Annotated in this window: 17 protein-coding genes and 1 pseudogene; 10 read left to right on the plus strand and 8 right to left on the minus strand. The window is 64.7% G+C overall.

Annotation, left to right across the window (positions count from 1 at the left end; all coding sequences use genetic code 11):
* The coding region (locus A3E1_RS40655; protein WP_040391025.1) for a toxin glutamine deamidase domain-containing protein at positions 1–3,867 on the minus strand (3,867 nt) is incomplete at its 3' end.
* Between A3E1_RS40655 and A3E1_RS0116740 the strand changes: the two genes are divergently transcribed.
* The 3 genes from A3E1_RS0116740 to A3E1_RS0116750 all read left to right on the plus strand — a co-directional run bounded on the left by A3E1_RS0116740 (position 3,845) and on the right by A3E1_RS0116750 (position 5,128).
* Entirely contained in the window at positions 3,845–4,387 is a 543-nt protein-coding gene (locus A3E1_RS0116740) for a hypothetical protein (RefSeq protein WP_157631568.1), read from the plus strand. The genes A3E1_RS40655 and A3E1_RS0116740 overlap by 23 nt on opposite strands.
* Before the next feature lie 18 nt (positions 4,388–4,405).
* The gene (locus A3E1_RS0116745; protein WP_020521946.1) at positions 4,406–4,624 is read left to right on the plus strand and encodes a hypothetical protein; all 219 of its coding nucleotides are present in this window, start codon (positions 4,406–4,408) and stop codon (positions 4,622–4,624) included.
* A gap of 135 nt (positions 4,625–4,759) precedes the next feature.
* Positions 4,760–5,128, plus strand: coding sequence for a hypothetical protein (locus tag A3E1_RS0116750; protein WP_020521947.1), 369 nt, complete (start codon positions 4,760–4,762; stop codon positions 5,126–5,128).
* A 359-nt stretch (positions 5,129–5,487) separates the two neighbouring features.
* Here the strand turns inward: A3E1_RS0116750 and A3E1_RS49305 are convergent.
* Positions 5,488–5,922 (minus strand): annotated as a pseudogene (locus A3E1_RS49305) (WXG100-like domain-containing protein); the annotation flags it as partial.
* A gap of 151 nt (positions 5,923–6,073) precedes the next feature.
* On the opposite strand from A3E1_RS49305, the gene A3E1_RS0116760 reads away from it, so the two are divergent.
* Both A3E1_RS0116760 and A3E1_RS0116765 read left to right on the plus strand, forming a co-directional pair.
* Positions 6,074–6,493, plus strand: coding sequence for a YbaB/EbfC family nucleoid-associated protein (locus A3E1_RS0116760; protein ID WP_020521949.1), 420 nt, complete (start codon positions 6,074–6,076; stop codon positions 6,491–6,493).
* Between the two features lie 2 nt (positions 6,494–6,495).
* Positions 6,496–6,873, plus strand: coding sequence for a hypothetical protein (locus A3E1_RS0116765; protein WP_020521950.1), 378 nt, complete (start codon positions 6,496–6,498; stop codon positions 6,871–6,873).
* 3 nt (positions 6,874–6,876) lie between these two features.
* Here the strand turns inward: A3E1_RS0116765 and argS are convergent, their stop codons facing one another.
* Positions 6,877–8,604: an arginine--tRNA ligase gene (gene argS / locus A3E1_RS0116770; protein ID WP_020521951.1), complete on the minus strand. Its 1,728-nt coding sequence runs from the start codon at positions 8,602–8,604 to the stop codon at positions 6,877–6,879.
* 185 nt (positions 8,605–8,789) lie between these two features.
* On the opposite strand from argS, the gene A3E1_RS0116775 reads away from it, so the two are divergent.
* From A3E1_RS0116775 to A3E1_RS47945, 5 genes are all read left to right on the plus strand, one after another.
* A complete protein-coding gene (locus A3E1_RS0116775) occupies positions 8,790–9,920 on the plus strand; it encodes a glycosyltransferase family 4 protein (RefSeq protein WP_020521952.1) in 1,131 nt (376 codons plus the stop codon).
* Positions 9,917–11,014 (plus strand): glycosyltransferase, encoded by a 1,098-nt coding sequence (locus tag A3E1_RS0116780; protein ID WP_020521953.1) that lies wholly within the window; start codon positions 9,917–9,919, stop codon positions 11,012–11,014. The genes A3E1_RS0116775 and A3E1_RS0116780 overlap by 4 nt, the downstream gene beginning before the upstream one ends.
* A complete protein-coding gene (mptB, locus tag A3E1_RS44810; RefSeq protein ID WP_020521954.1) occupies positions 11,007–12,632 on the plus strand; it encodes a polyprenol phosphomannose-dependent alpha 1,6 mannosyltransferase MptB in 1,626 nt (541 codons plus the stop codon). Before A3E1_RS0116780 ends, mptB begins: the two co-directional genes overlap by 8 nt.
* A gap of 537 nt (positions 12,633–13,169) precedes the next feature.
* Positions 13,170–13,391, plus strand: a complete 222-nt coding sequence (locus A3E1_RS0116790; RefSeq protein WP_020521955.1) for a hypothetical protein — start codon at positions 13,170–13,172, stop codon at positions 13,389–13,391.
* Between the two features lie 38 nt (positions 13,392–13,429).
* Positions 13,430–13,678: a carbohydrate-binding protein gene (locus tag A3E1_RS47945; RefSeq protein ID WP_020521956.1), complete on the plus strand. Its 249-nt coding sequence runs from the start codon at positions 13,430–13,432 to the stop codon at positions 13,676–13,678.
* A gap of 19 nt (positions 13,679–13,697) precedes the next feature.
* On the opposite strand, the gene A3E1_RS0116800 is transcribed toward A3E1_RS47945, so the two are convergent.
* Genes A3E1_RS0116800 through A3E1_RS0116820 form a run of 5 tightly spaced genes read right to left on the minus strand, consistent with a single transcriptional unit; the run spans position 13,698 to position 18,607 of the window.
* Positions 13,698–14,213, minus strand: coding sequence for an endonuclease/exonuclease/phosphatase family protein (locus tag A3E1_RS0116800; RefSeq protein WP_169454415.1), 516 nt, complete (start codon positions 14,211–14,213; stop codon positions 13,698–13,700).
* Positions 14,111–14,386, minus strand: coding sequence for an endonuclease/exonuclease/phosphatase family protein (locus tag A3E1_RS0116805; protein ID WP_020521958.1), 276 nt, complete (start codon positions 14,384–14,386; stop codon positions 14,111–14,113). The genes A3E1_RS0116800 and A3E1_RS0116805 overlap by 103 nt, the downstream gene beginning before the upstream one ends.
* A complete protein-coding gene (locus A3E1_RS0116810) occupies positions 14,379–15,629 on the minus strand; it encodes a condensation domain-containing protein (RefSeq protein ID WP_157631569.1) in 1,251 nt (416 codons plus the stop codon). Before A3E1_RS0116810 ends, A3E1_RS0116805 begins: the two co-directional genes overlap by 8 nt.
* Positions 15,630–15,654: 25 nt before the next feature.
* Positions 15,655–17,886, minus strand: coding sequence for an ABC transporter permease (locus A3E1_RS0116815; protein ID WP_020521960.1), 2,232 nt, complete (start codon positions 17,884–17,886; stop codon positions 15,655–15,657).
* Position 17,887: 1 nt separating this feature from the next.
* Entirely contained in the window at positions 17,888–18,607 is a 720-nt protein-coding gene (locus A3E1_RS0116820; protein ID WP_020521961.1) for an ABC transporter ATP-binding protein, read from the minus strand.
* Positions 18,608–18,673: the final 66 nt, after the last annotated feature.

Consider the following 18,673-nt stretch of genomic DNA (forward strand, 5'->3'; position numbering starts at 1 on the left):
CTGCTCAACCTGCACCGGCTGCGTCAGCTCAGGGTCAGCCTTCTGCAAACTAACCTTCGGACTGACCTGCTGCGTCACCTCAGGATCAACCTGCTGCTGCGTATTTGCTTGCTGCTGCGCGTTTTGCTGGGTCTGCGCCTGCTGCGTTTGCGCTTGCTGAGTCTGTTGCGTGCTGGCTTGCTGTTGAGCCTGCTGCGTATTCGGTTGCTGCTGCTGGCTTTGCTGCGTTTGCGCTTGCTGCTGCGAGTTCTGCTGAGCCTGCTGCGTATTGGGCTGCGGCTGCGTGTTGGGCTGCGGCTGCGTGTTGGGCTGCGGCTGCGTGTTGGGCTGCGGCTGCGTGTTGGGCTGCGGCTGCGTGTTGGGCTGTTGCTGCGTGTTGGGCTGTTGCTGCGTGGTCTGGTTCAGCGGCTGCTGGCCTTGTTGTTGCGGCTGTTGGGCCTGCTGCGCCTGGTTGACCAGATACTGCTGCATTTGCTGCACGGTGGTGCCGAGGTTCGGGATGTTTTGCGCGTTCCCGTTGCTGTCTAGCGGAATCGCGTGCATGGCCGCGACGTTGCCGTTGCCCGTGCTGCCGTTGTGCGGATAGAGCGGCGCTGTCGTGCTCGTCCGGCCGGTCTGCGCGTCAACGTAAACGATGTCTCCGCCTTGGTTGATGGCGAGCCACGCGTGGCTGCTTCCACCCTCCCACTCGGTGACGAGGAACATCGCCGAGCCTGGTCCCATTTGCTGAAGCTGGGACGCCACACCCTGGTACGCGAAATTCACGAACTGCTGGGTCTGTGCCGGAGGCATGTTCGGCCGTGACTGCGGAGGCGATGTCGAAGGCATCAACGACTGCCACTGGCCGCCGGTGAGCTGAGCGGCGCGCTGCATGCCGTGCTCTTCACCCCGGTTGATGTTCAGCGGGTTCGTGCCTTGGTAGGAGTCGTAGGTCCGGGGCGCCGACACTCGCGGCGTGCCGCGCCACGTCTCCCAGAACGACACCATGCAGTCAAGACAGTTGATGCCACGGGCCGGGTCGAAGCTTGGCCCACCATCGTTCGCGAGACCAAACCATGTGCCCACACGCGGGTCTGGATTGACGACGAACGAGCCATCGGGGTTGCGCGGCATGTTCCGGGACAAGTCGTCCTGGTGGCGCTGCAACGGTGGACGCAGACCGCCGCGCTGGTTGTACGGGCGCCCGTCGACCGGGTTCGGGTCGTTCATCAACGGACCAGAGTCGCTGTTGGCGAACGACCATGCCTGGCCGGTCAGTTGCTGCGACTGGTTCTGGCTATACGTTCCGTTGTAGGCGGCCTGTGCTTGAGCGTTCAGCTGCAAACTGCGGTTGTGGTGCGTGTGCGCCAGCTGCTCACACTGCGCCACCTGAGGCGAGTGCGGATCCAGGCTCCGGTAGTGGTTGGCCCAGGCCTGATATTGCTGGGCCTGCTGCAACTCCTGCGCCGCACGGTTCGCCAGCTGGTTAGCCTCCTGCTGGCGCCGGTGGTTCTCCAGCCCATCAAGGCGCTGCTGCAAGTCGGAGCGGTAATTCCACTGCGGGTGGTTCGGATCGACGCTCGGGTGGACGAACTGGTTGTTCCCAGGCGCCTGCGTAAGATCCGGGCCTATTCCGGGGTCTGTTCCTGTTCCCGGCGTCTGCGTGCTTCCGCGAAGACCTTGAGGATCCTCTCTTCGCTCGGGAGTGGATTGGTCCCGTTGGTTATCCGTAGCGCGATCTTCTCGGCTTCCAGCCTCTTGATTGGCTTGCGGCGTGCTTCGTTGCGCCAGTCCGCCATCCAGCGGCCGATCGAGTCCGGGTTGTACTTCCAGTCCTGGGCCCGATGGTCGAAGTGGATCGCGTCCTGTCTCCCCTGGCCCGTCACTATCAGGCCCGTCGCTTCTTGTTCCGGGTGTTCCTCCCGGTCCTTCGAAAAGGTCGCGTAGTAGTACAGCATCTGTTTCCTCCAGCTCCGCTGCCACCTTCGGAGTGACCGGGAAGTCCTCTGGCCTAACGTCGTATTCCGCAACGATGTCACGAAGCGTCTTGCCTTGTTCGGCCAGGTCTGACTGAAGCTGGGCCCAAACGTCGGGATTATCGCTTATCCACTTGGCGAGCCCGTTGTCCTTCAAGTTTCGGTCGCCCATGCCAGGCGGAATGTTGTCGACCATACCGCTCGTGCGGTTCATCTCGATCATCTTCAGCAGGGCACGAAGACGATCCTCTGGGCTCGCGTCCGTATCGCGGAGGGTCTCGTACTCGTCGTGAGTCGCCTTCCAAAGCGAGTAGGAAAGCTCGGTCGGGAACTGGACCTCGATCAGCAAACCAGCGGGCGACCTGAAGGTTACGTTCGTGCCGTAATAGCGGTTGCCCGCCTGCCAGAACTCCTTGATTTCCTTACCGGGCTGACCGTCGAGGGTGTAGCCCTGAGCTTGCATGGCCTCGATGGCGGCGTCCAGCGCGGGACGGTAGTCGCTGCCCGCAGGCAACACCATCGAGAAGCGCACGCTGTCGTTGACGGTGGCTTCGAAGTCGGCTGGCCCGTTCTGGCGCGACTCGTCAACGTATTTGCGCTCAAGGGAATCGCGTTCCTTGATCATGTACTGCGTGTCGCGCAGCTCTCCGTTGACGGACTGCGCCACGGTCTCAAGGTCACTGAGAATGCCCGGCGCGGCAGCCTCGGCTCGTGCGAACACGCGGTCGAGCATTTCGACCTCGGCTGGCTTCAGCGAGTCATCAGACTCATCCAGCATCGGATCGGTAGCGGAGTCAGGATCGGTCTGCGAGTCCTGCTCGGCTTCGGTCTGCGCGTCGGTTTCGCTGTCCTGGGTGGTGCTGTCCTCAGGCGTGCTGTCCTCATTGGACGGCGTAGTGGAGTCGGTGCCGGCGGGCTGGAGTTCAGGGTCGGCGCCGTAGTTTTGGGACCAGTAGCCGGTTTCGAGACCGTCGATGGGTGCGGGTTCGGCGTCGGGGCCGACCACGATCACATCCATGCGTACGATGCCGTTGGTGAACGGCGGCGTTGTCGTTGCTACGCCTGGGGTTTGCTGTGGGTCGGCGAACATGATGGTGCCGTTGTCGTTGAACACCGGCCAGGTGTGCGTGTTGCCGTCGGAAGAGTGGTGGATGACGACAGCCATGGAACCGGGACCGGCCTGCTGCAGCTGTTGAACCAACTGGTCGTAGGCGTTGTCAACGGTTTGCTGCGCCTGCTCCGGCGACAGGTCGGAAGTGTCCGGGCACAACTGCTGGAAGTCGGTGCCGAAGTAGTCTTCCATCCGGTGCGCGCCATTGGGTTCCCCGCCGATCGGAACCTCGGGGTGACCGTTGGCGAAACCGTCGAACGTGCGGGCGGCGGCGCAGCGAGGCCTGCCGTGCAGCCAGGTGTCAGCGGCGCTTAGGACGACATCGGTGCAGTTAACACCGCGGCTTGGGTCGGCCTGGGGGCCGCCGTCGTTGACGAACCCGAGCCAGCCGGAATCCAGCGACGGATGCCGCACAGGGCGGCCGTTTTCGTCGCGCGGCACGGCGTTTTCCATGTCGAGCTGGTGCTGCGCCAGCACGGGACGGTAACCGCCCGGCTGGTTGTAGCGACGGGACGCGTTGACCGAAGGTGGCTGCGTCGTTCCCGTGAGGGCGGAAGTCTCGTCGGTCGTGACGCCACCGGTCGTGAAGTCCGCGCCCTCGCTGCGGTTCAGAGCGTTCCAGGCCGTCTCGCTCAGGCTCTGGCGGCCAAACATCGCACGCAGAATGGCGATGCGCTGACTGCGCAGGCTGTTGTGATAGGTCTGGCTTGCCGTCGACGGAGTCGTCTGGGTGTTGGTCCCCGTATTGGTACCAGTGTTGGTGTCCTGAGTGGACGTCGTGTCCGACGTGCGGACCGCCACGGGAACCACTGCAGGCGGCGGGTTCTGCGACTGCTGCTGCGTCGTCGACGGTGTGGTGCTCGGGTTCGTGCTCGTCGTCGAAGACGGATTGGTCGACGTGGACGGGTTCGTCGAAGTGGAAGTCGACGGGTTGGTGGACGACGTCGTGCTCGGATTCGTTGACGTCGACGGGTTCGCCGAAGTCGACGGCGAAGTGCTCGTCGTTGAGGAAGGGTTCGTCGTCGACGACGTGTTGGTGCTCGTCGTCGAAGACGGGTTCGTCGAGGTGCTCGGGTTCGTCGAGGTGCTCGGATTCGTCGAGGTGCTCGGGTTCGTCGAGGTGCTCGGGTTCGTCGAAGTGCTCGGGTTCGTTGACGTCGACGGGTTGGTAGAAGTCGACGGAGAGGTCGTCGTAGACGAAGGCGTCGTTGACGTCGTGCTCGTGGACGAGGTCGGCGACGTGGTGCTCGTGCTCGTGGACGCCGACACCGACGGTGAAGAGGTCGATGGCGAAGACGAGGTAAGCGAACCGCCCATCTGAGCCGACACGGTCGGTGTTGTGCCACCGGTGCGGCCGGTGTTCGACGTGTTGCTCGACGACGAGGAAGACGTTGAGGACGACGAAGTCGAAGAAGACGACGAGGTTGTAGAGGTAGATGTCGACGAGGACGGCGAGCTGGTGCTCGTGCTCGTGCTGGCCGACGGTCCGCCTGTGGCAGCCGCAGTGGCGGGCGCGGCTCCAGCGAGCTGGCCGCTTTGGCCACCCGCGGGCTGCTGAGTGAACGCTGGCGGCGGTGCGGCAGCCGTGGTCTGCGTGCCCGTAACGGGGCTGGCGCTCGTCTGCTGACCGCCGGTGGTGGACACCGTTGGGGCTTCAGGGGCCGCGACACCGGCGAGGCTGAGGCCTGGTCCGGTGGACGTGTTCGAGCCGTTGCCGTTGTTGCCCGAGCCGGTGTTGGAACTGCCGTTGTTTCCGCCGGTGTTCCCTCCGGTATTTCCGCCGGTGTTTCCGCCGGTCTCTGATCCACTCGTGGAGGTGGGAGTGTTGGTGAAGCTGCCACCGTCGACGTTCACACCGGCCACATTGGACATGATGTTCGACGTCATGTTGTTGAAGTCACTGGTGATGGAGCTGGTCGCGGTCGAGCGGGCACCCGAAGTCGCCGCCATACCAAGGCTTTCCAGGCTCGGCAGCTGGCCCATGGCCAGGCCTCCACCGAGTTCGCCGAGGATCTCACCGCGCACGCCGTGCAAGGTCTTGCTGCCGAAGCTGCCGCGGTGACCGCCGGCCAGGGTGCTCGCGGCGCCACCGGCCGCGCCCGCTAGACCAGCGTCGCGAAGAGCTTCGAGGTCAAAGCCATCTCGACGGCCATCGTGGATCTGGTAGGCCTGGATCGCACCCTGCAGGGCGACCTCTTCGATCGCCTCGTCGAGACCTTCCTTAGCCGCCTTGAGCGCCCACTTGCCGGCCTTCTTGGCGAAGTCTTTGCCGAGGTCCTTGATCTTGTCCTTGATCGCGTGCTTGATGCCGCGCTCGAGCAGCTTCTTGATGAGCCGCTTGATGACCTGCTGGATCGCGAAACGCGTCGCCATGCAGACCGGGCCGGCAGCGGCGCCAGCGGCACCGAAGGTGAAGAAGGCCGCGACCGCCAAGCCGATGAGCTCAATAATGAGAAGACCCAGCTCAACATAGAACTCGATCTTGGCTGCCTGAATGTCGCAGCCACCCATTTCGACCATCTCACCGATGGCGTTGGCCAGGAATTGAGAGGCTTCGAGAGCGGCATCTTCGTTGCCGGAGCCAATGGCTCTCCACGCCTCTTCAATGGCGGCGCCTAGTGGGCCACCGTTTCCGCCGAACGCGAGCACCGTATCGAGAGCGGCGCGCTCCGCGTCAACCAGCGGATCCGCTAACTCCTCGCCCGCTTTGTACCAAAGATCCGCCAGGTCCCAGGTCGCTTCCTCGTTGCCCTCGGGCCATTCCATCCCGATGACCCATTCAAGAAGCTCCTTGACCCAACCCGGTGCGTCCATAAAGGACAACGGGTGCGGAATAGGTGATGGCAGCAAAGACATCCGATGCACCCTCCCCAGAGTGGCCCCACACACGCCAAGAGCAAGACTCGACAGAAGCACACTAGCGCTAAAGTCAAATTAAGGCTGCCCCTGCGCACTCCGGGCAGAGCCGCTAGAGTCGGGCATCAGAAACTGGCATGGGGAGGATGACGTGGCTCGAAGCTCCGACCGCGAGGCGAACTGGGAGCTCAAAGATCGTTTTGCCAACGTGTACGACCAATACAGCCGCCTGCGCAGCGGCATGGCCGGCCTGCAGGCGAGACTCACGTCGTTCCAGGTGACCGAGAAGTCGTCGAACGGCCTCGTGAAAGTCACCGTTAACGCGCGTGGCCAATTGGTCAATGTGGAGCTTCACACATCGTCATTCCGCGAATACAGCGCGCAAGCGCTAGGCGAGGAAATCACGAAGGTTGTGGCTAAAGCCACCGCGGCCGCCAATAAAGGTGTTACCGAAATGATGTCCGAATTCATGCCCGAAGACTCGAGTGCGATGAAGTTCCTCAAGTCTGGAGACCTGGGTTCGGTCATGGACCGCCACGATGACGTCATGAACTACCGTCCGGAGGCCTGATCATGGAACGCGTCATTCGCAGCATCAGCTTTCCGCCCGGTGACGGCAAGCACATCTACCCCGACGACGCCATCGAGGCGGGCCGCCGCCTTGGCCTAGCGGGCAAAGATGTCACCGCGTCACGCGACGGCACGGGCGCCAAGCTCGAAAGCCTGGGCACCACGAGCCCGTGGGGCAAGGACGACATCGGCAAAGGGCTGGAAAAGAACTACAACGAAATGGCCCCGGTCATGCTGAAGATCTGGCGGTCCGTTGGCACGGCGCTGGAGAACATGGGCACGAACATTCAGAACGCGTCCAAGAACGTGACCAACGCCGACACACAAGGAAGCCAGAAGATCCAGCAAGCTGGCAATCACCACCCGAACATCCCGATCTAGGCGTCACATCCGCTCCGGGGCCTCGATCCCTAACAGGTAGAGGCCCTGAGCGAGCACCCGCGCCGTCAGGTCACAGAGCACGAGCCTGCTCTCCCGGATTCCCGGTTCCGCGTTCAGCACTGGGCAGTCCTCGTAGAACCGCGTGAAGGCCACCGCGACGTCACGAAGCAAGCCGGCGAGCCTATGCGGCTCCAGTTCGGCGGCGACAGCCTGGACCGCACCAGGGAAAGCCAAGAGCGCCAACGCAAGCGCCCGCTCCTGCGGTGTCTCAATCCGCAAGCCGCCAGCGATCGCATCAGGGGACCCGATACCCGGCTGGCCATCAGCGATGGCCAGATCGCTGCTCCGAGGCGAAGTGCCTGCCCGATGAATGACCCTCAGGGCTCTGGCGTGGGTGTATTGCAGGTACACCGACGTGTTGCCGTGCAAGGACAGCATCCGTTCGAGGTCGAAGACGTAGTCCTTGACCATCGCCGAGGACAGGTCGGCGTATTTCACCGCGCCAATGCCCACCGCTGTAGCTGTGCTGGGGTTCACCTCGCCTGCCCGCGCGACCGCCTCGTCCAGCAGGTCGATGAGTTTGACTGACTTGCCCCGCCGCGACTTCAGCATTTTGCCGTCCTCGCCGAGGATGGACCCGAAGCCCACGTGCTTGACGGCGACGCCGTCGAGCCAGCCCATCTGCCGGGCGACGGCGAACACCATTTCCAGGTGCTGGCTTTGCGGTGTACCAAGAACGTAAAGCACCCGCTGACCGCCGAGCACGAGCGCACGGTGCCGGATCGCCGCGAGATCCGTTGCGGCGTAACCGAATCCGCCGTCGGACTTGCGCACGATGAGCGGGAACGGCTCTCCATAACGGCCGGTGAAGCCAGGCGGGAAGACGCACTGAGCGCCAGAAGACTGCCGGAGCAGGCCCTTGCTGTCCAATTCGGACACGATTGACGCCAGCTGATCGTTGTAGAAGCTCTCGCCCACGAAGTCGGAAGGTGTCAACAGCACGGAAAGCCGCGAGTTGACCGCCATGAAGTACCGCGCGGACTCTGATGTCAGAAGCTTCCACAGCCGTAACGTCTCCGGATCACCGCCCTGGAGCAGGACGACCCGTTGCCGGGACCGGTCAGCGAAATCAGGGTCAGTATCGAACCGGTGTCTGGCGGCCTTATAGAAAGCGTCAAGATCCCCAATCGACAGCGAACCGGAGTCTTCACCGATCTCGACCAGCCGCTCCAGCAGCATCCCAAACGGTGTGCCCCAATCGCCGATGTGCGACACGGGAATGACGTTGTGGCCGGTGAACCGCAGCACCCGCAGCAGACAGTCGCCAATGATCGTGGACCGCAGGTGGCCAACGTGCATTTCCTTGGCCACGTTAGGCCCCGAGTAGTCGATGACGACCGTCTCCGGAGCTGACACCAACGGCACGCCCAGCCTGGGATCGGCAGCCATCGCTCCCAGCAACCGATTCAGCGCGGGCGGGAGCAGCGTGAGATTGATGAACCCCGGCCCGGAAACCGAGGCCGTGGCCACGTCACCGAGATCTGCCGCGGTGACGACCGCGGTGGCGACCTCACGCGAGGATAGGCCGAGGGCAGGCGCCAAGGCGAGGGCCGCGTTGGACTGGAAGTCAGCGCGCGCCGACCGGTGCACCTGCGGATCGGACATCACGCCAGTAAGCGTGGAAAAGGCCGCAGAAAGGTGTGCGGAAAGAAGAGACTCCACCGTGGACATACGAAAAACCGCTCTACGAGAAGGACAGCAGGAACTAGAAAGCAGCTGTCTGTCGTCGTCGCAACGCGGTCATGGCGGCAACCCTACCTGATCGGCCGCCGGATTCACTGACGATTAATCGGGGCGTCTTCCACAGGACGTGTGACGGGCACGCCATCGATTTGTGATCTTCATACGGTTTCCCCATGCGGGTCGTGATCATCACAGAGTCCTACCTGCCTGAGATCAATGGCGTAGCGAACTCCGTTGCCAGGGTCGCCAGTCATCTTGCGGCGCAGGGCCATGAAATCTTGATCATCGCGCCACGGCCATCGTCCAAAGTAGAGGGTCCCGAGCCATTTCCCGTGATCCGGCTGACATCGGTGCCGATGCCCGGATACGCCACGGTGCGGCTCGCCCTGCCGACCAAGAAGCTTGGCCGCATTCTGGCCGAGTTCGAGCCCGATGTAGTACACCTGGCAAGTCCTTTTGTTCTTGGGTCTTGGGGTGCCCGGGCGGCTGAAGAACTCGGCATCCCGATCGTGGCGATCTATCAGACTGACGTGCCTGGCTATGCGCGCGCCTACCGCATCGGCCTGACCGAAACGCTTTCGTGGCGTGTCATTCAGCGGCTGCACCAGCGCGCGACGATGACCCTCGCGCCCTCAACCGCCACTGCCGCACAGCTTTCTGAACACGGCGTCCCGCGAGTGGGGCTCTGGGGCAGAGGCGTGGACACCGAACTCTTTCACCCCTCGCGGCGCGACAAAGCGCTGCGGCACATGCTGGCCCCCAACAAAGAAACCATCGTGGGGTACGTCGGACGCCTCGCCCGCGAAAAGGAAGTGCACCTGCTCGCCGGTGCCAGCCGCCTGCCCGGCGTTAAAGTCGTCATCATCGGCGATGGCCCGATGCGTAAACCGTTGCAGCGACAGCTCCCTGACGCACAGTTCCTCGGGCCCAAGCATGGCGCAGAGCTAGCGCGTGCCTACGCCAGCCTCGACCTGTTCGTCCATACCGGACCTTACGAAACGTTCTGTCAGACAGTGCAAGAAGCGATGTCCAGTGGGCTGCCCGTGATCGCCCCGGCCGCGGGTGGGCCGGTGGATCTGGTGGCGGACGGACAGACGGGGCTCCTTGTGCCACCGCATGACGAACAGGCCATCGCTGCCGCGGCAGCAGGTCTCGCGGGAAACCCATTGCGGCGCAAGGACATGGGCCGTCAAGCTCGCCGCGCGGTGGCAGGCCGGACGTGGAGTGCCTTGGGCGAGGAACTGGTCGGGCACTATACGGAGGCGATCGCGACCACCAGACCTCGCGTGCTGGCGGCGGCATGAGGATCGTGCGGCTGGCGAACTTCATCACGCCGTCGTCGGGCGGATTGCGCACGGGGCTGCGCGAGCTCGGCAAGCGCTACGCCGAAGCCGGTCATCAGCCCGTGCTAGTCATGCCGGGACCGGGTTATAGCGATCTGCTCACCGAACAGGGCCGTGTCATCACCCTTCCCGGGCCTAAGGTTCCAGGCATGCATGGGTACCGGATCCTGCTGCGCCAAGCCGAAGTGAAGAGCCTGCTGCGCGAACTCAAGCCGGACAGCATCGAAGTGTCCGACCGCTCCACGTTGCGCTGGACCGGAAAGTGGGCCAGGGCCAACGGCGTCAAGTCGGTGATGGTCTCGCACGAAAGCCTGGACGGTCTGCTCAGGGTGGCCCGCATCCCCGGGCGCGGATGGCTGTCCCGTCAGCTCAACCGCCGCACCGCGCGCGGCTATGACCGCATCTTGTGCACGACCGCCTGGGCGGCAAGGGAGTTCGCGTTCGCGGGAGCGACTAACGTCAGCCGCGTTCCGCTAGGCGTCGATCTCGAGTTCTTCCATCCGTCCAAAGCCGACAGTGTGCTGAGGTCGAGCTATGCCAAGCCAGACGAGGTCCTGCTGGTGTGCTGCACCCGGCTCTCGCCCGAGAAACGGCCACAGCGTGCCCTCATCACGCTCGAATCGCTTCTCGCCCAAGGCGTTAAGGCCACGATGGTGATCGCCGGAGACGGTCCTTTGCGGTCCACTTTGGAACGCAAGGCGGCGCACCTGCCGGTCAGTTTCGCGGGCTGGGTATCCGACCGCGAACACCTCGCTCGCCTGCTGGCCACGGCTGACGTTGTCGTCGCTCCAGGCCCGATTGAAACTTTCGGCCTCGCCGCCCTTGAAGCCCTTTCCGGGGGTACGCCTACCGTCGTCAGCGCCTCCAGCGCGTTGCCCGATGTCGTCGGTGATGCCGGGGTGGCCGTGCACGGCGACGACATGTCCGCCGGAGTCATGCAACTGCTCGCCAGGCCGGAGCAGTCCCGCCGGCCGGCTGCCAGGGCGCGAGCCGAGCAGTTCAGCTGGGACGCCGCCGCGGCCGGTTTCCTCGCGGTGCACGAGTCTCTTGGCTGAACACTTACGGTGGCGCTGGCTCGGGCTGGCCGGATCCATCGCGCTCGCGGTCGGTGGTCTCGCTAGCCCGTTGTGTGGCTACTTCGGGCTCGTATTGCTGAGCGCATCGTGGTGGCGGCTGCGTTCAGTTGCCGCCCAAGGAACCCGGGCTCTGGTCTGGACGCTCGTCACGTGGAGCGTGCCGCTGGCACTCGGCCCGCCGCTGTTCAGCCGTGACGTCTACAGCTATCTAGCCCAGGGCGCCATCGCGATAGCCGGGCTCGACGTTTACACCGTCGGCCCAGCGACCCTTGGCGGACCGTTGGCGGTGCCGATCCCGGCCCTGTGGCAGCACACTCCCGCGCCCTACGGTCCCATGTTCGTCTGGCTCGCCACGGCAGTGTCCCAGGTGACCGGAGCCGACACCGTCGCCGGCGTCTTCGCCATGCGAACCGTCGCCTTGCTCAGCCTCGCCCTGTTAACGTCCTGTCTCCCCCAGCTCGCTCAGTCGAGCGGCACCGATCCAGGGCTGGCCGTCTGGCTGGGCGCTCTCAATCCACTTGTGCTCCTGCATTTCGTCGCCGGAGCACACAATGACGCCCTGATGGCCGCCTTGCTGACCGCTGGCCTGACCCTCGCCGCCCTCAACCGTCCCATCCTGGCAACCGTTCTCGTCACTCTCGCCGGCCTGGTCAAGGCACCAGCCTTCCTCGGCCTCCTCGCCATCGTCTACCTCAACCCAGCGGCGAAGAGCCGTGCGAGCACTCATCGCCACGCGCCTTTGCTCTGCTTACATAGGCGCACTGACGCAGTCAGGCCGCGTCTTTGTAAGCAGAGCAAGGCAATCGCGCTGCCACTCAGCCGGCAACAGGACAACCTGCCCCACGCAGAAGCCGAGCCGCTTAGGGAAACCGGGCCGCACCCAGAATCCGCGCCGCAACGGAGCGCAATGCCGCTGCGGAAAGCCGAGCGGCAGCGAGAAGCCGTGCCGCGTTCAGAGGCCGTGTCGCGGCGGGAAGCCGCGCCGCAACGGAAAGCAGTGCCGCTGCGGAAAGCCGAGCGGCAGCAGGAAGCCGTGTGGTGGCGCGGAGTGTGGCGGGTGCCTGAGATGGTGGCCGCTGTGGCGATCGTGGCGGCGACGATGGTGGTTACAGCGGCAGTGGTGACGGTGGTGACGGGAGTCGGGTTTGGCTGGGTGTCGGCATTGGACACACCGATCTCGCCGAGCAATTGGTCCCTGAGCGGACTATTGGGGCGCCTCACCGGCGACGTGAGGTGGTGGCGATGGATGTGTCTCGCCGCGGCGGGAGGTATCGCGATCGTGGTTTGGCGCAAAATGCGGTGGGACCGGCCGGTCGAGGCGCTGGGGCTGACCCTGCTCGCGCTTGCTGTTCTCGGGCCGGCTCTGCGCACCTGGTACCCACTATGGGGTTTGATTCTGCTGGCGACGGCGATCCCGCACCGCAAGTGGCCGGCGGTCGTGAGTGGAGTGCTGGCGTTAGCGGTTTTTCCCCACGGCTATCCCCCGGACGCTGGCGAGGTCGGCTTAGCGGTGGTGGGCGGCGCGATGGCCTTGTCCGCGGTCTGGATGACGACGCGGATCAGCACGATGAAAGCCATGACGGCGCAAGCGAAGTAGAGCACGTTCAGGCCTAGGTGGACGACGCTTGGCGAGCCCCAGTGCGCGTCGGTGTCGAAGCTCGACGGTGGAAGCGACGGCGTGACGTGGTCGTATACAGCGTGTCTGGCGATCCAGGGGAAGGGGTAGCCGAGTTGCTGGCGCACGATGTACATGCCAGCGACATCGGTGTGTGCGATCAGCGATCCGGCCGCGACACCGGCTAGGGAGCCGATTCCCGTGATGATTGGCGGCCAGCGGCCGGGAACGAGGCGCGGCCTGAGCACCGCGGCAGCGAAGGCAAGGGCGCCAAGCAGATACACGAGCCAGGCTAGGTGAGGCCGCCACGACGGCATGGAGATCAGCATCGCCAGCAGGGCGGCAGCGGCGGACACGGCATAAGTGATGCGCACGCTCACCAGTATCGCAAGGTCCACTTTGGAGAGCGCTCTCTGATCATTAAACTGGGGAAATGGACTATTGAAATATTTGAAAAGGACTGTTTACGGATTCGGCCAGAGAGCGCTCTCGCGAATAGGTCCGACGAATTGAGGAGTTATGTCCGCACTTCGATGGCGAACCGCGGTCGCGGTGGCGTCCGCCCTGCTGCTCGCGGTCACTTTCGCCGCTTTCAGCACCACGGCAACAGCCGCCGTGCCAGTCCTTCCAGGCTGGACACACGTATGGTCCGATGATTTCACCGGCCCCGCCGGATCGGGCGTCAACACCGGAGTGCGTGGACCACAAGGTATTCCACGAGTTCCGGGGACGGTGGAATAGATGACGTCGCCGTCTCGGCCACGGCTCGGTATGTCCGCATGAACGGGATCAACCGCGCCACGGTCTACGGCTTCTCGTTGTGGGAGTTCGAGGTCTTCGGGCCATGCACGACACCCACGCCGACCCCGACGGCAACGGGTGCGTACCCCTCGTGGGCGCGCGGAGTCAGCTATGCCGTGGGACAGCGAGTCAGCTATGGCGGCCGCGACTATCAGTGCCGCCAAGCCCATACGTCCCAGCCTGACTGGACGCCAGCGGCTGCTCCGGCGCTGTGGCTTGAGGTCTAGCGCAAAGGCTGGAGGCGCCTCAGGGTGTCTCCAGCCGCGCCGCCACACCGTAGTGATCGGACAGTTCGATGTCCTGAAACACCAGATCTGCCGTTGCGGTCAGGCCACGGAACAAGACGTGGTCGAGCGCGGGAGCGTCGGGCCACAGCGACGGGCGGTAGGTCGGCCGGGGATCGCCCGCCATCGCGTCCGTTAAGCCGTTGGAGGTGATGAATTGGCTCAGCGCGCATGACTGCCGGGGCAGGTTGAAGTCTCCCGTGACCACCACGGGACCGTCTATCGTCGCTAAGACCGCCGAGATCTCGGCCAGCTCGGCTTGAGCTACCGCCGTGTAACGGTTACCTGAAGACCAGTCGTCGTCACGGTTGGCTGACAGGTGAGTGTTGACGACGGTGAGCCTGTCGCACGTGCAGACCTGGAAACCCTTGCGCATCAGCCATTCCGGGCGGCGCGGCGGGCGGACCGCGAACTGATGAAACCGGCGCTCCCGCAACGGAAGGCGGGACAGGACGACAAGGCCACCTTTGAGCAACACGCACCGGAGGCGAACACGTGCGGGTAGTCAAAGAACCGCAAGTTGCTGCGGTACATGACTTCCTGCAGGCAAACGATGTCGTAGTTAGACTGTGCCAGCAGCCCGCTGAGCAACCGCAGCCGCCGGTGCACGTCGCCCTTGAACAGCGCGTTGAGGGTCAGCAGTTCAGTCATTGGCGTAGTCTGCCGCAAGCCGCTCCATCGTGCGCAAAAGGCGCTCGCCATCAGCGGGACTGACCGCGTGAGCGTCCATGTGGATCGTGAGCCGCAGCCCGTGGGGCAGGTCTTCCACATCGACGATGAGCTGTTCCAGTGGTGGGCTGTCGCGCTCCAGGACCCATTCGAAACGGCTGGGACCGGTGGAGGCCGAGGCCACACCCGTGCGGCGGTCGTTGAAGAAGCAGGCGATGTCGACCGTCTCACCACGCGCCCGCGAGACCTCTTCGTGTAACAGGGCCATGGCCGCAGGATCGAAATACGCATGCTTGTACGCGGTCATGCTCGCCTTACTGACAACCGCCAGTGCGTCAGACCATGGCAGGCCAGCGACGTCCAGCACACAAAGCCCGGCTTGAGCCGCGGTGCACACGACACCCGCGAGCCCAGGGCGGAACCGGTTGCCCACCAGCGGCCGCACTACCACCGGATCGGCGCCGCAGACCTCATGCAGGGCAAGGGAAAACAGCGTCAGCAAAACCGCTGATGAGTCCACACCGGAGGCCAGCCGCTGCACAGACCCGGCCAATGACGGCGAGTCGAGCTGTCCGCGACGATAACGGGGATGTGGCTTGACGGCAGATGTGGCGAACCGCCGCAAGGGAATGGAGCGCAGGATGCTTTCCCAATGCCGGGCCGCCGCCGCGTGCTGCCGCTGCCCCGCGGCGGACCGTTGCCACCGTGCCTGCTCCAGCGGCTGCATCCCGGCGACCGGAGCGGACTCCATCGCGGCCACCTCCCGCATCATGACGACCGCCCCGGCGGCATCGGTCACGAAGTGGCTGGCGAGCACGACCATGTGCGTCAGCTCGCCGTCGTGCCGGATGACCGCCATGCGAAGCGGCCATTCATTGGTGAAATCGAGCGATGAAGAGCGGTATCGCTCACAAGCGTCTTCGGCTGACTCGTCCTCGATGATCTCTAGTGGAATCGAGCCGGACGCGTGCACCACTTGTACCGGCTGACCGTCGGGTCCGAAGTGGAGTCTCGTGCGCATCGGCTGATAGCGGCTCATCAGATAGCGCAGCTCGCCCGCGATCTCGTCGACGGTGGTGCCGGGCGGCAGTGGTTTGATGCCGCCGAGAGGCAGCCATGACCGCAATCTGACGATGGCTGACCAGTTCTCCAGCTGGCCCCAGGACAGCTCACCGCTGCCCGCGCCGTCGCCTTCGAACGCCACCATGAGCTGAGTTGCCGTCATGTCTGCCTCCACAACGATCGATGCGTCAGCGCTGACGGCGCCCAAAGGATACCGTGCGCCAGACGCTAGCCGCGCTCGCCGCCACGCCCAGTGCGAGGCAGGCACCGCACACGCCGACGAGGGTGGCCCAGTGCAGGCGCAAGTCCACCGGTACGCCCATTTCACTGGCGAGACCCGACGACATGCCCGCCAGCGCGGGGACGGTCACGGCGAGCCCGAGCATCGCTCCTATCCCGACGGTGATCGCCGTTTCAGCCGCGTGCATGCCGAGCACCTGGCGCACGGTGGCTCCGGCTTGGCGCAGCACACGCAGGTCCACCCGGCGTCCCGCACCGGCCATGGCCATCGTGTTGATGATGGAGATGCCCGTGTACCCCACGGACAGCCCGACCAGAACCATCGTGAACAGCCAGAGCAGTCTCGTGTCCTCCGAATACTCGGCCTCGGCGAACGTGGCGGCATCAACGGCCTTCGCGCCAGGTCCAGCGACCGTCGCACCCATGATCAGTGAACTGAGGGCCGAAGGATCGTGCGCCCTAACGACTTCCCGCGGGAGCAGGAGGTCATAGTCGGGAGTGTCCGCGAACTGCACCCGCACACGGTGGGTCGTCCCGTCAGCGAACGTCACGTCCAGCTCGGGCCCGGTCAGCGGGTCAGCCGTGCCAGCCGCCTCATAGGAGGTGCCGTTGGCGAAAACCCTGGTGGGCAACCGGGACTGGCCTCCTGCCGCCTGAACCACTTGCTCGGTGATGCCTGGGGTCCCGTCGGGCACGACGATGCTGATGCCCGCGAGTTCGGCTCGCTTGCCCGCCGGGTAGGCCTCCGACATCGTGGAGACCATGCCGGTGAGCAGCACGGCGAAGCCGACCGTCGCGATGACCGGAGCCGCCGCCGAGGCGGACCGCCTGGTGGCGTTGAGCATCTCGGCACGGACCAGCATCGCCGATGCTCCGCTAGCCCGTTTCGCGGGCGCGGTTACGAGTCGCACCAGCGGTTTGATGACGATAGGTGCCAGCATCGCGGCAGCGACGATGAGCGCCATCGCGGTCAGGAGGGCAAAGTTCACCCGGTCTTCCGCCTCAGCCGATCCACTCGCCACAGCCAGTCCGGCACCCGTTGCCAGAGCTAGCCCGCCGAGTATCCAGCGTCCCCAGGACATCGCCCGCTTCTCGATGATGGCTTCTTGCAACGCTTCCAGCGGCAGCGCCGTGGCGGCACGGCGGCTCGACGGCCACGCACCGATGACCGCGACAGACGTGCCCACCATGACCGCGGCGGCCAGCGGCCAGAGCTGAAGCGCCACTTCAAATCCAGCGGGTTCCAGTCCCCAGTCCACGAGCAGCCTGCCGAAACCTGGCGCTAATGCCAGGGAAAGAACCGCGCCTGTCAAGGACGCCACCAGGCCAACGATCCCAGCCTCACCGAGGATGAGTCTGCGCACCTGCCACGGCGTCGCCCCCGCTAGCCGCAACAGTCCCAGTTCACGGCGCCGCTGGGCCGCGCTCAGCGCGAACGTCGAGGCGACGATGAACACCGTGACAAACGACCCGAGCAAAGCCATGGCCGAAAGCAGTTGCACTCCAAGCCATCGCGTCGAGGTGTCGTCCTGTGGTTCCATCACCGCACGATCGATGCCCGCCGCTGCCACACCGCCAACGAGGTCCACGTTGGACAGATCAGCTCCACTCGTGATCAGGCCGATCGCTTTGACTCCCGGTGACAGCGCCGCCGCGAGTTCATCGGTCACATAGATTCCGGGAGCGGACACGACTCCCGTCACCGTCATCTGCCGCGGGCCATGGGCGAACAAAACCTCAACCACCGCACCAGGTTTGAGCCCCAGCGCGCTACTGACCGCGACATCCTGCGCCGTTTGGGGCACGCTTCCTTCCATCAGGGTGTACTCACTGAGCCTCAAACTGGACCAGTTATACCCCTGCGACGGACCGTCTTTGCGGGCCTGGGCGTAGAACTCCCGGTCCTCGGTCGCGAACCGCACCCCCGGCACCTCACGCAACCGTTGCGCGAGCGTGGAAGCAGACGCGGCGTCCCACGGCTTCACATAGCGCCAGTCCCGGCTCTCGACAAGCGGCCCGTGCACGATGAGGTCCGCTTTGGATAGCCGCTCCGGCACTTGAGGAGTGGCCGACGCGTAGACGAGCAAGGTCGTGGCGAGCAGCGCCGCTCCCACCAGCACAGCGGCGAACGTGCCCGCGAAGCTCGCCAGGCGTCCCCGGACACTAGACAGGGCAAGCATCTCAGGCCTCCAGCCGGGTCATGCGCGCGGCGATCTGCTCCGGCGACGCGGCGCCGGTCTCGTCATAGATGCGGCCGTCCTTGAGGAACACCAGCCGGTCCGCCTGTGCCGCGACCACGGGATCGTGGGTCACCATGACGATCGTCTGCCCGTGGTCGTCGACGAGGGCGCGCAGCAGGCGCAGGACATCACGCGACGTCGCAGTGTCCAGAGCGCCCGTGGGCTCGTCGGCGAACAACACCTGCGGCCGTGTGATGAGGGCCCGCGCGATGGCGACCCGTTGCTGCTGACCGCCGGACAGCTCACTGGGCCGGTGATGTGCCCGTTCCGCCAGGCCGACCTGGGCCAGCGCCTGGCGCACCGCCTGCGGCGACGGCCGTTTGCCAGCCAGTCGCAGCGGCAATTCCGTGTTCTGAGCGGCGGTCAGCGAGGCGACCAGATTGAAGGACTGGAAGACGAAACCGAGGCGGTCGCGGCGAAGCAAGGTCCGCTCTCGTTCGCTGAGGGCGCTCAGCTGCGTACCCCCGATGATGATTTTTCCATCGGATAGGTCATCGAGGCCGGCGGCGCATTGCAGGAGTGTCGATTTGCCTGAGCCCGAAGGGCCCATGATGGCCGTGAACGTCGCCTCGGCGAAACTCGTGGTCACGTCGTCGAGAGCGATGACGGTGTTGCCTTCGCGGCCATAGATTTTTCTGGCGTTCCAGAGCTCGATCAGCATGCCGCTAGTTCACCGGCTGACGGGGCCTGACCGCATTGGCGTAGGTGGGATCAAATAGGTAGTGCC

Source organism: Catelliglobosispora koreensis DSM 44566, assembly GCF_000379685.1.
GTDB lineage: Bacteria > Actinomycetota > Actinomycetes > Mycobacteriales > Micromonosporaceae > Catelliglobosispora > Catelliglobosispora koreensis.

Bases quoted from the DNA above. Each gene is read 5' to 3' on its own strand.
- A3E1_RS0116765 (WP_020521950.1), top strand. From the start codon at position 6,496: ATGGAACGCGTCATTCGCAGCATCAGCTTTCCGCCCGGTGACGGCAAG.
- argS (WP_020521951.1), bottom strand. From the start codon at position 8,604: ATGTCCACGGTGGAGTCTCTTCTTTCCGCACACCTTTCTGCGGCCTTT.
- A3E1_RS0116775 (WP_020521952.1), top strand. From the start codon at position 8,790: ATGCGGGTCGTGATCATCACAGAGTCCTACCTGCCTGAGATCAATGGC.
- A3E1_RS0116780 (WP_020521953.1), top strand. From the start codon at position 9,917: ATGAGGATCGTGCGGCTGGCGAACTTCATCACGCCGTCGTCGGGCGGA.
- A3E1_RS0116790 (WP_020521955.1), top strand. From the start codon at position 13,170: ATGTCCGCACTTCGATGGCGAACCGCGGTCGCGGTGGCGTCCGCCCTG.
- A3E1_RS47945 (WP_020521956.1), top strand. From the start codon at position 13,430: ATGAACGGGATCAACCGCGCCACGGTCTACGGCTTCTCGTTGTGGGAG.
- A3E1_RS0116805 (WP_020521958.1), bottom strand. From the start codon at position 14,386: ATGACTGAACTGCTGACCCTCAACGCGCTGTTCAAGGGCGACGTGCAC.
- A3E1_RS0116810 (WP_157631569.1), bottom strand. From the start codon at position 15,629: ATGACGGCAACTCAGCTCATGGTGGCGTTCGAAGGCGACGGCGCGGGC.
- A3E1_RS0116815 (WP_020521960.1), bottom strand. From the start codon at position 17,886: ATGCTTGCCCTGTCTAGTGTCCGGGGACGCCTGGCGAGCTTCGCGGGC.
- A3E1_RS0116820 (WP_020521961.1), bottom strand. From the start codon at position 18,607: ATGCTGATCGAGCTCTGGAACGCCAGAAAAATCTATGGCCGCGAAGGC.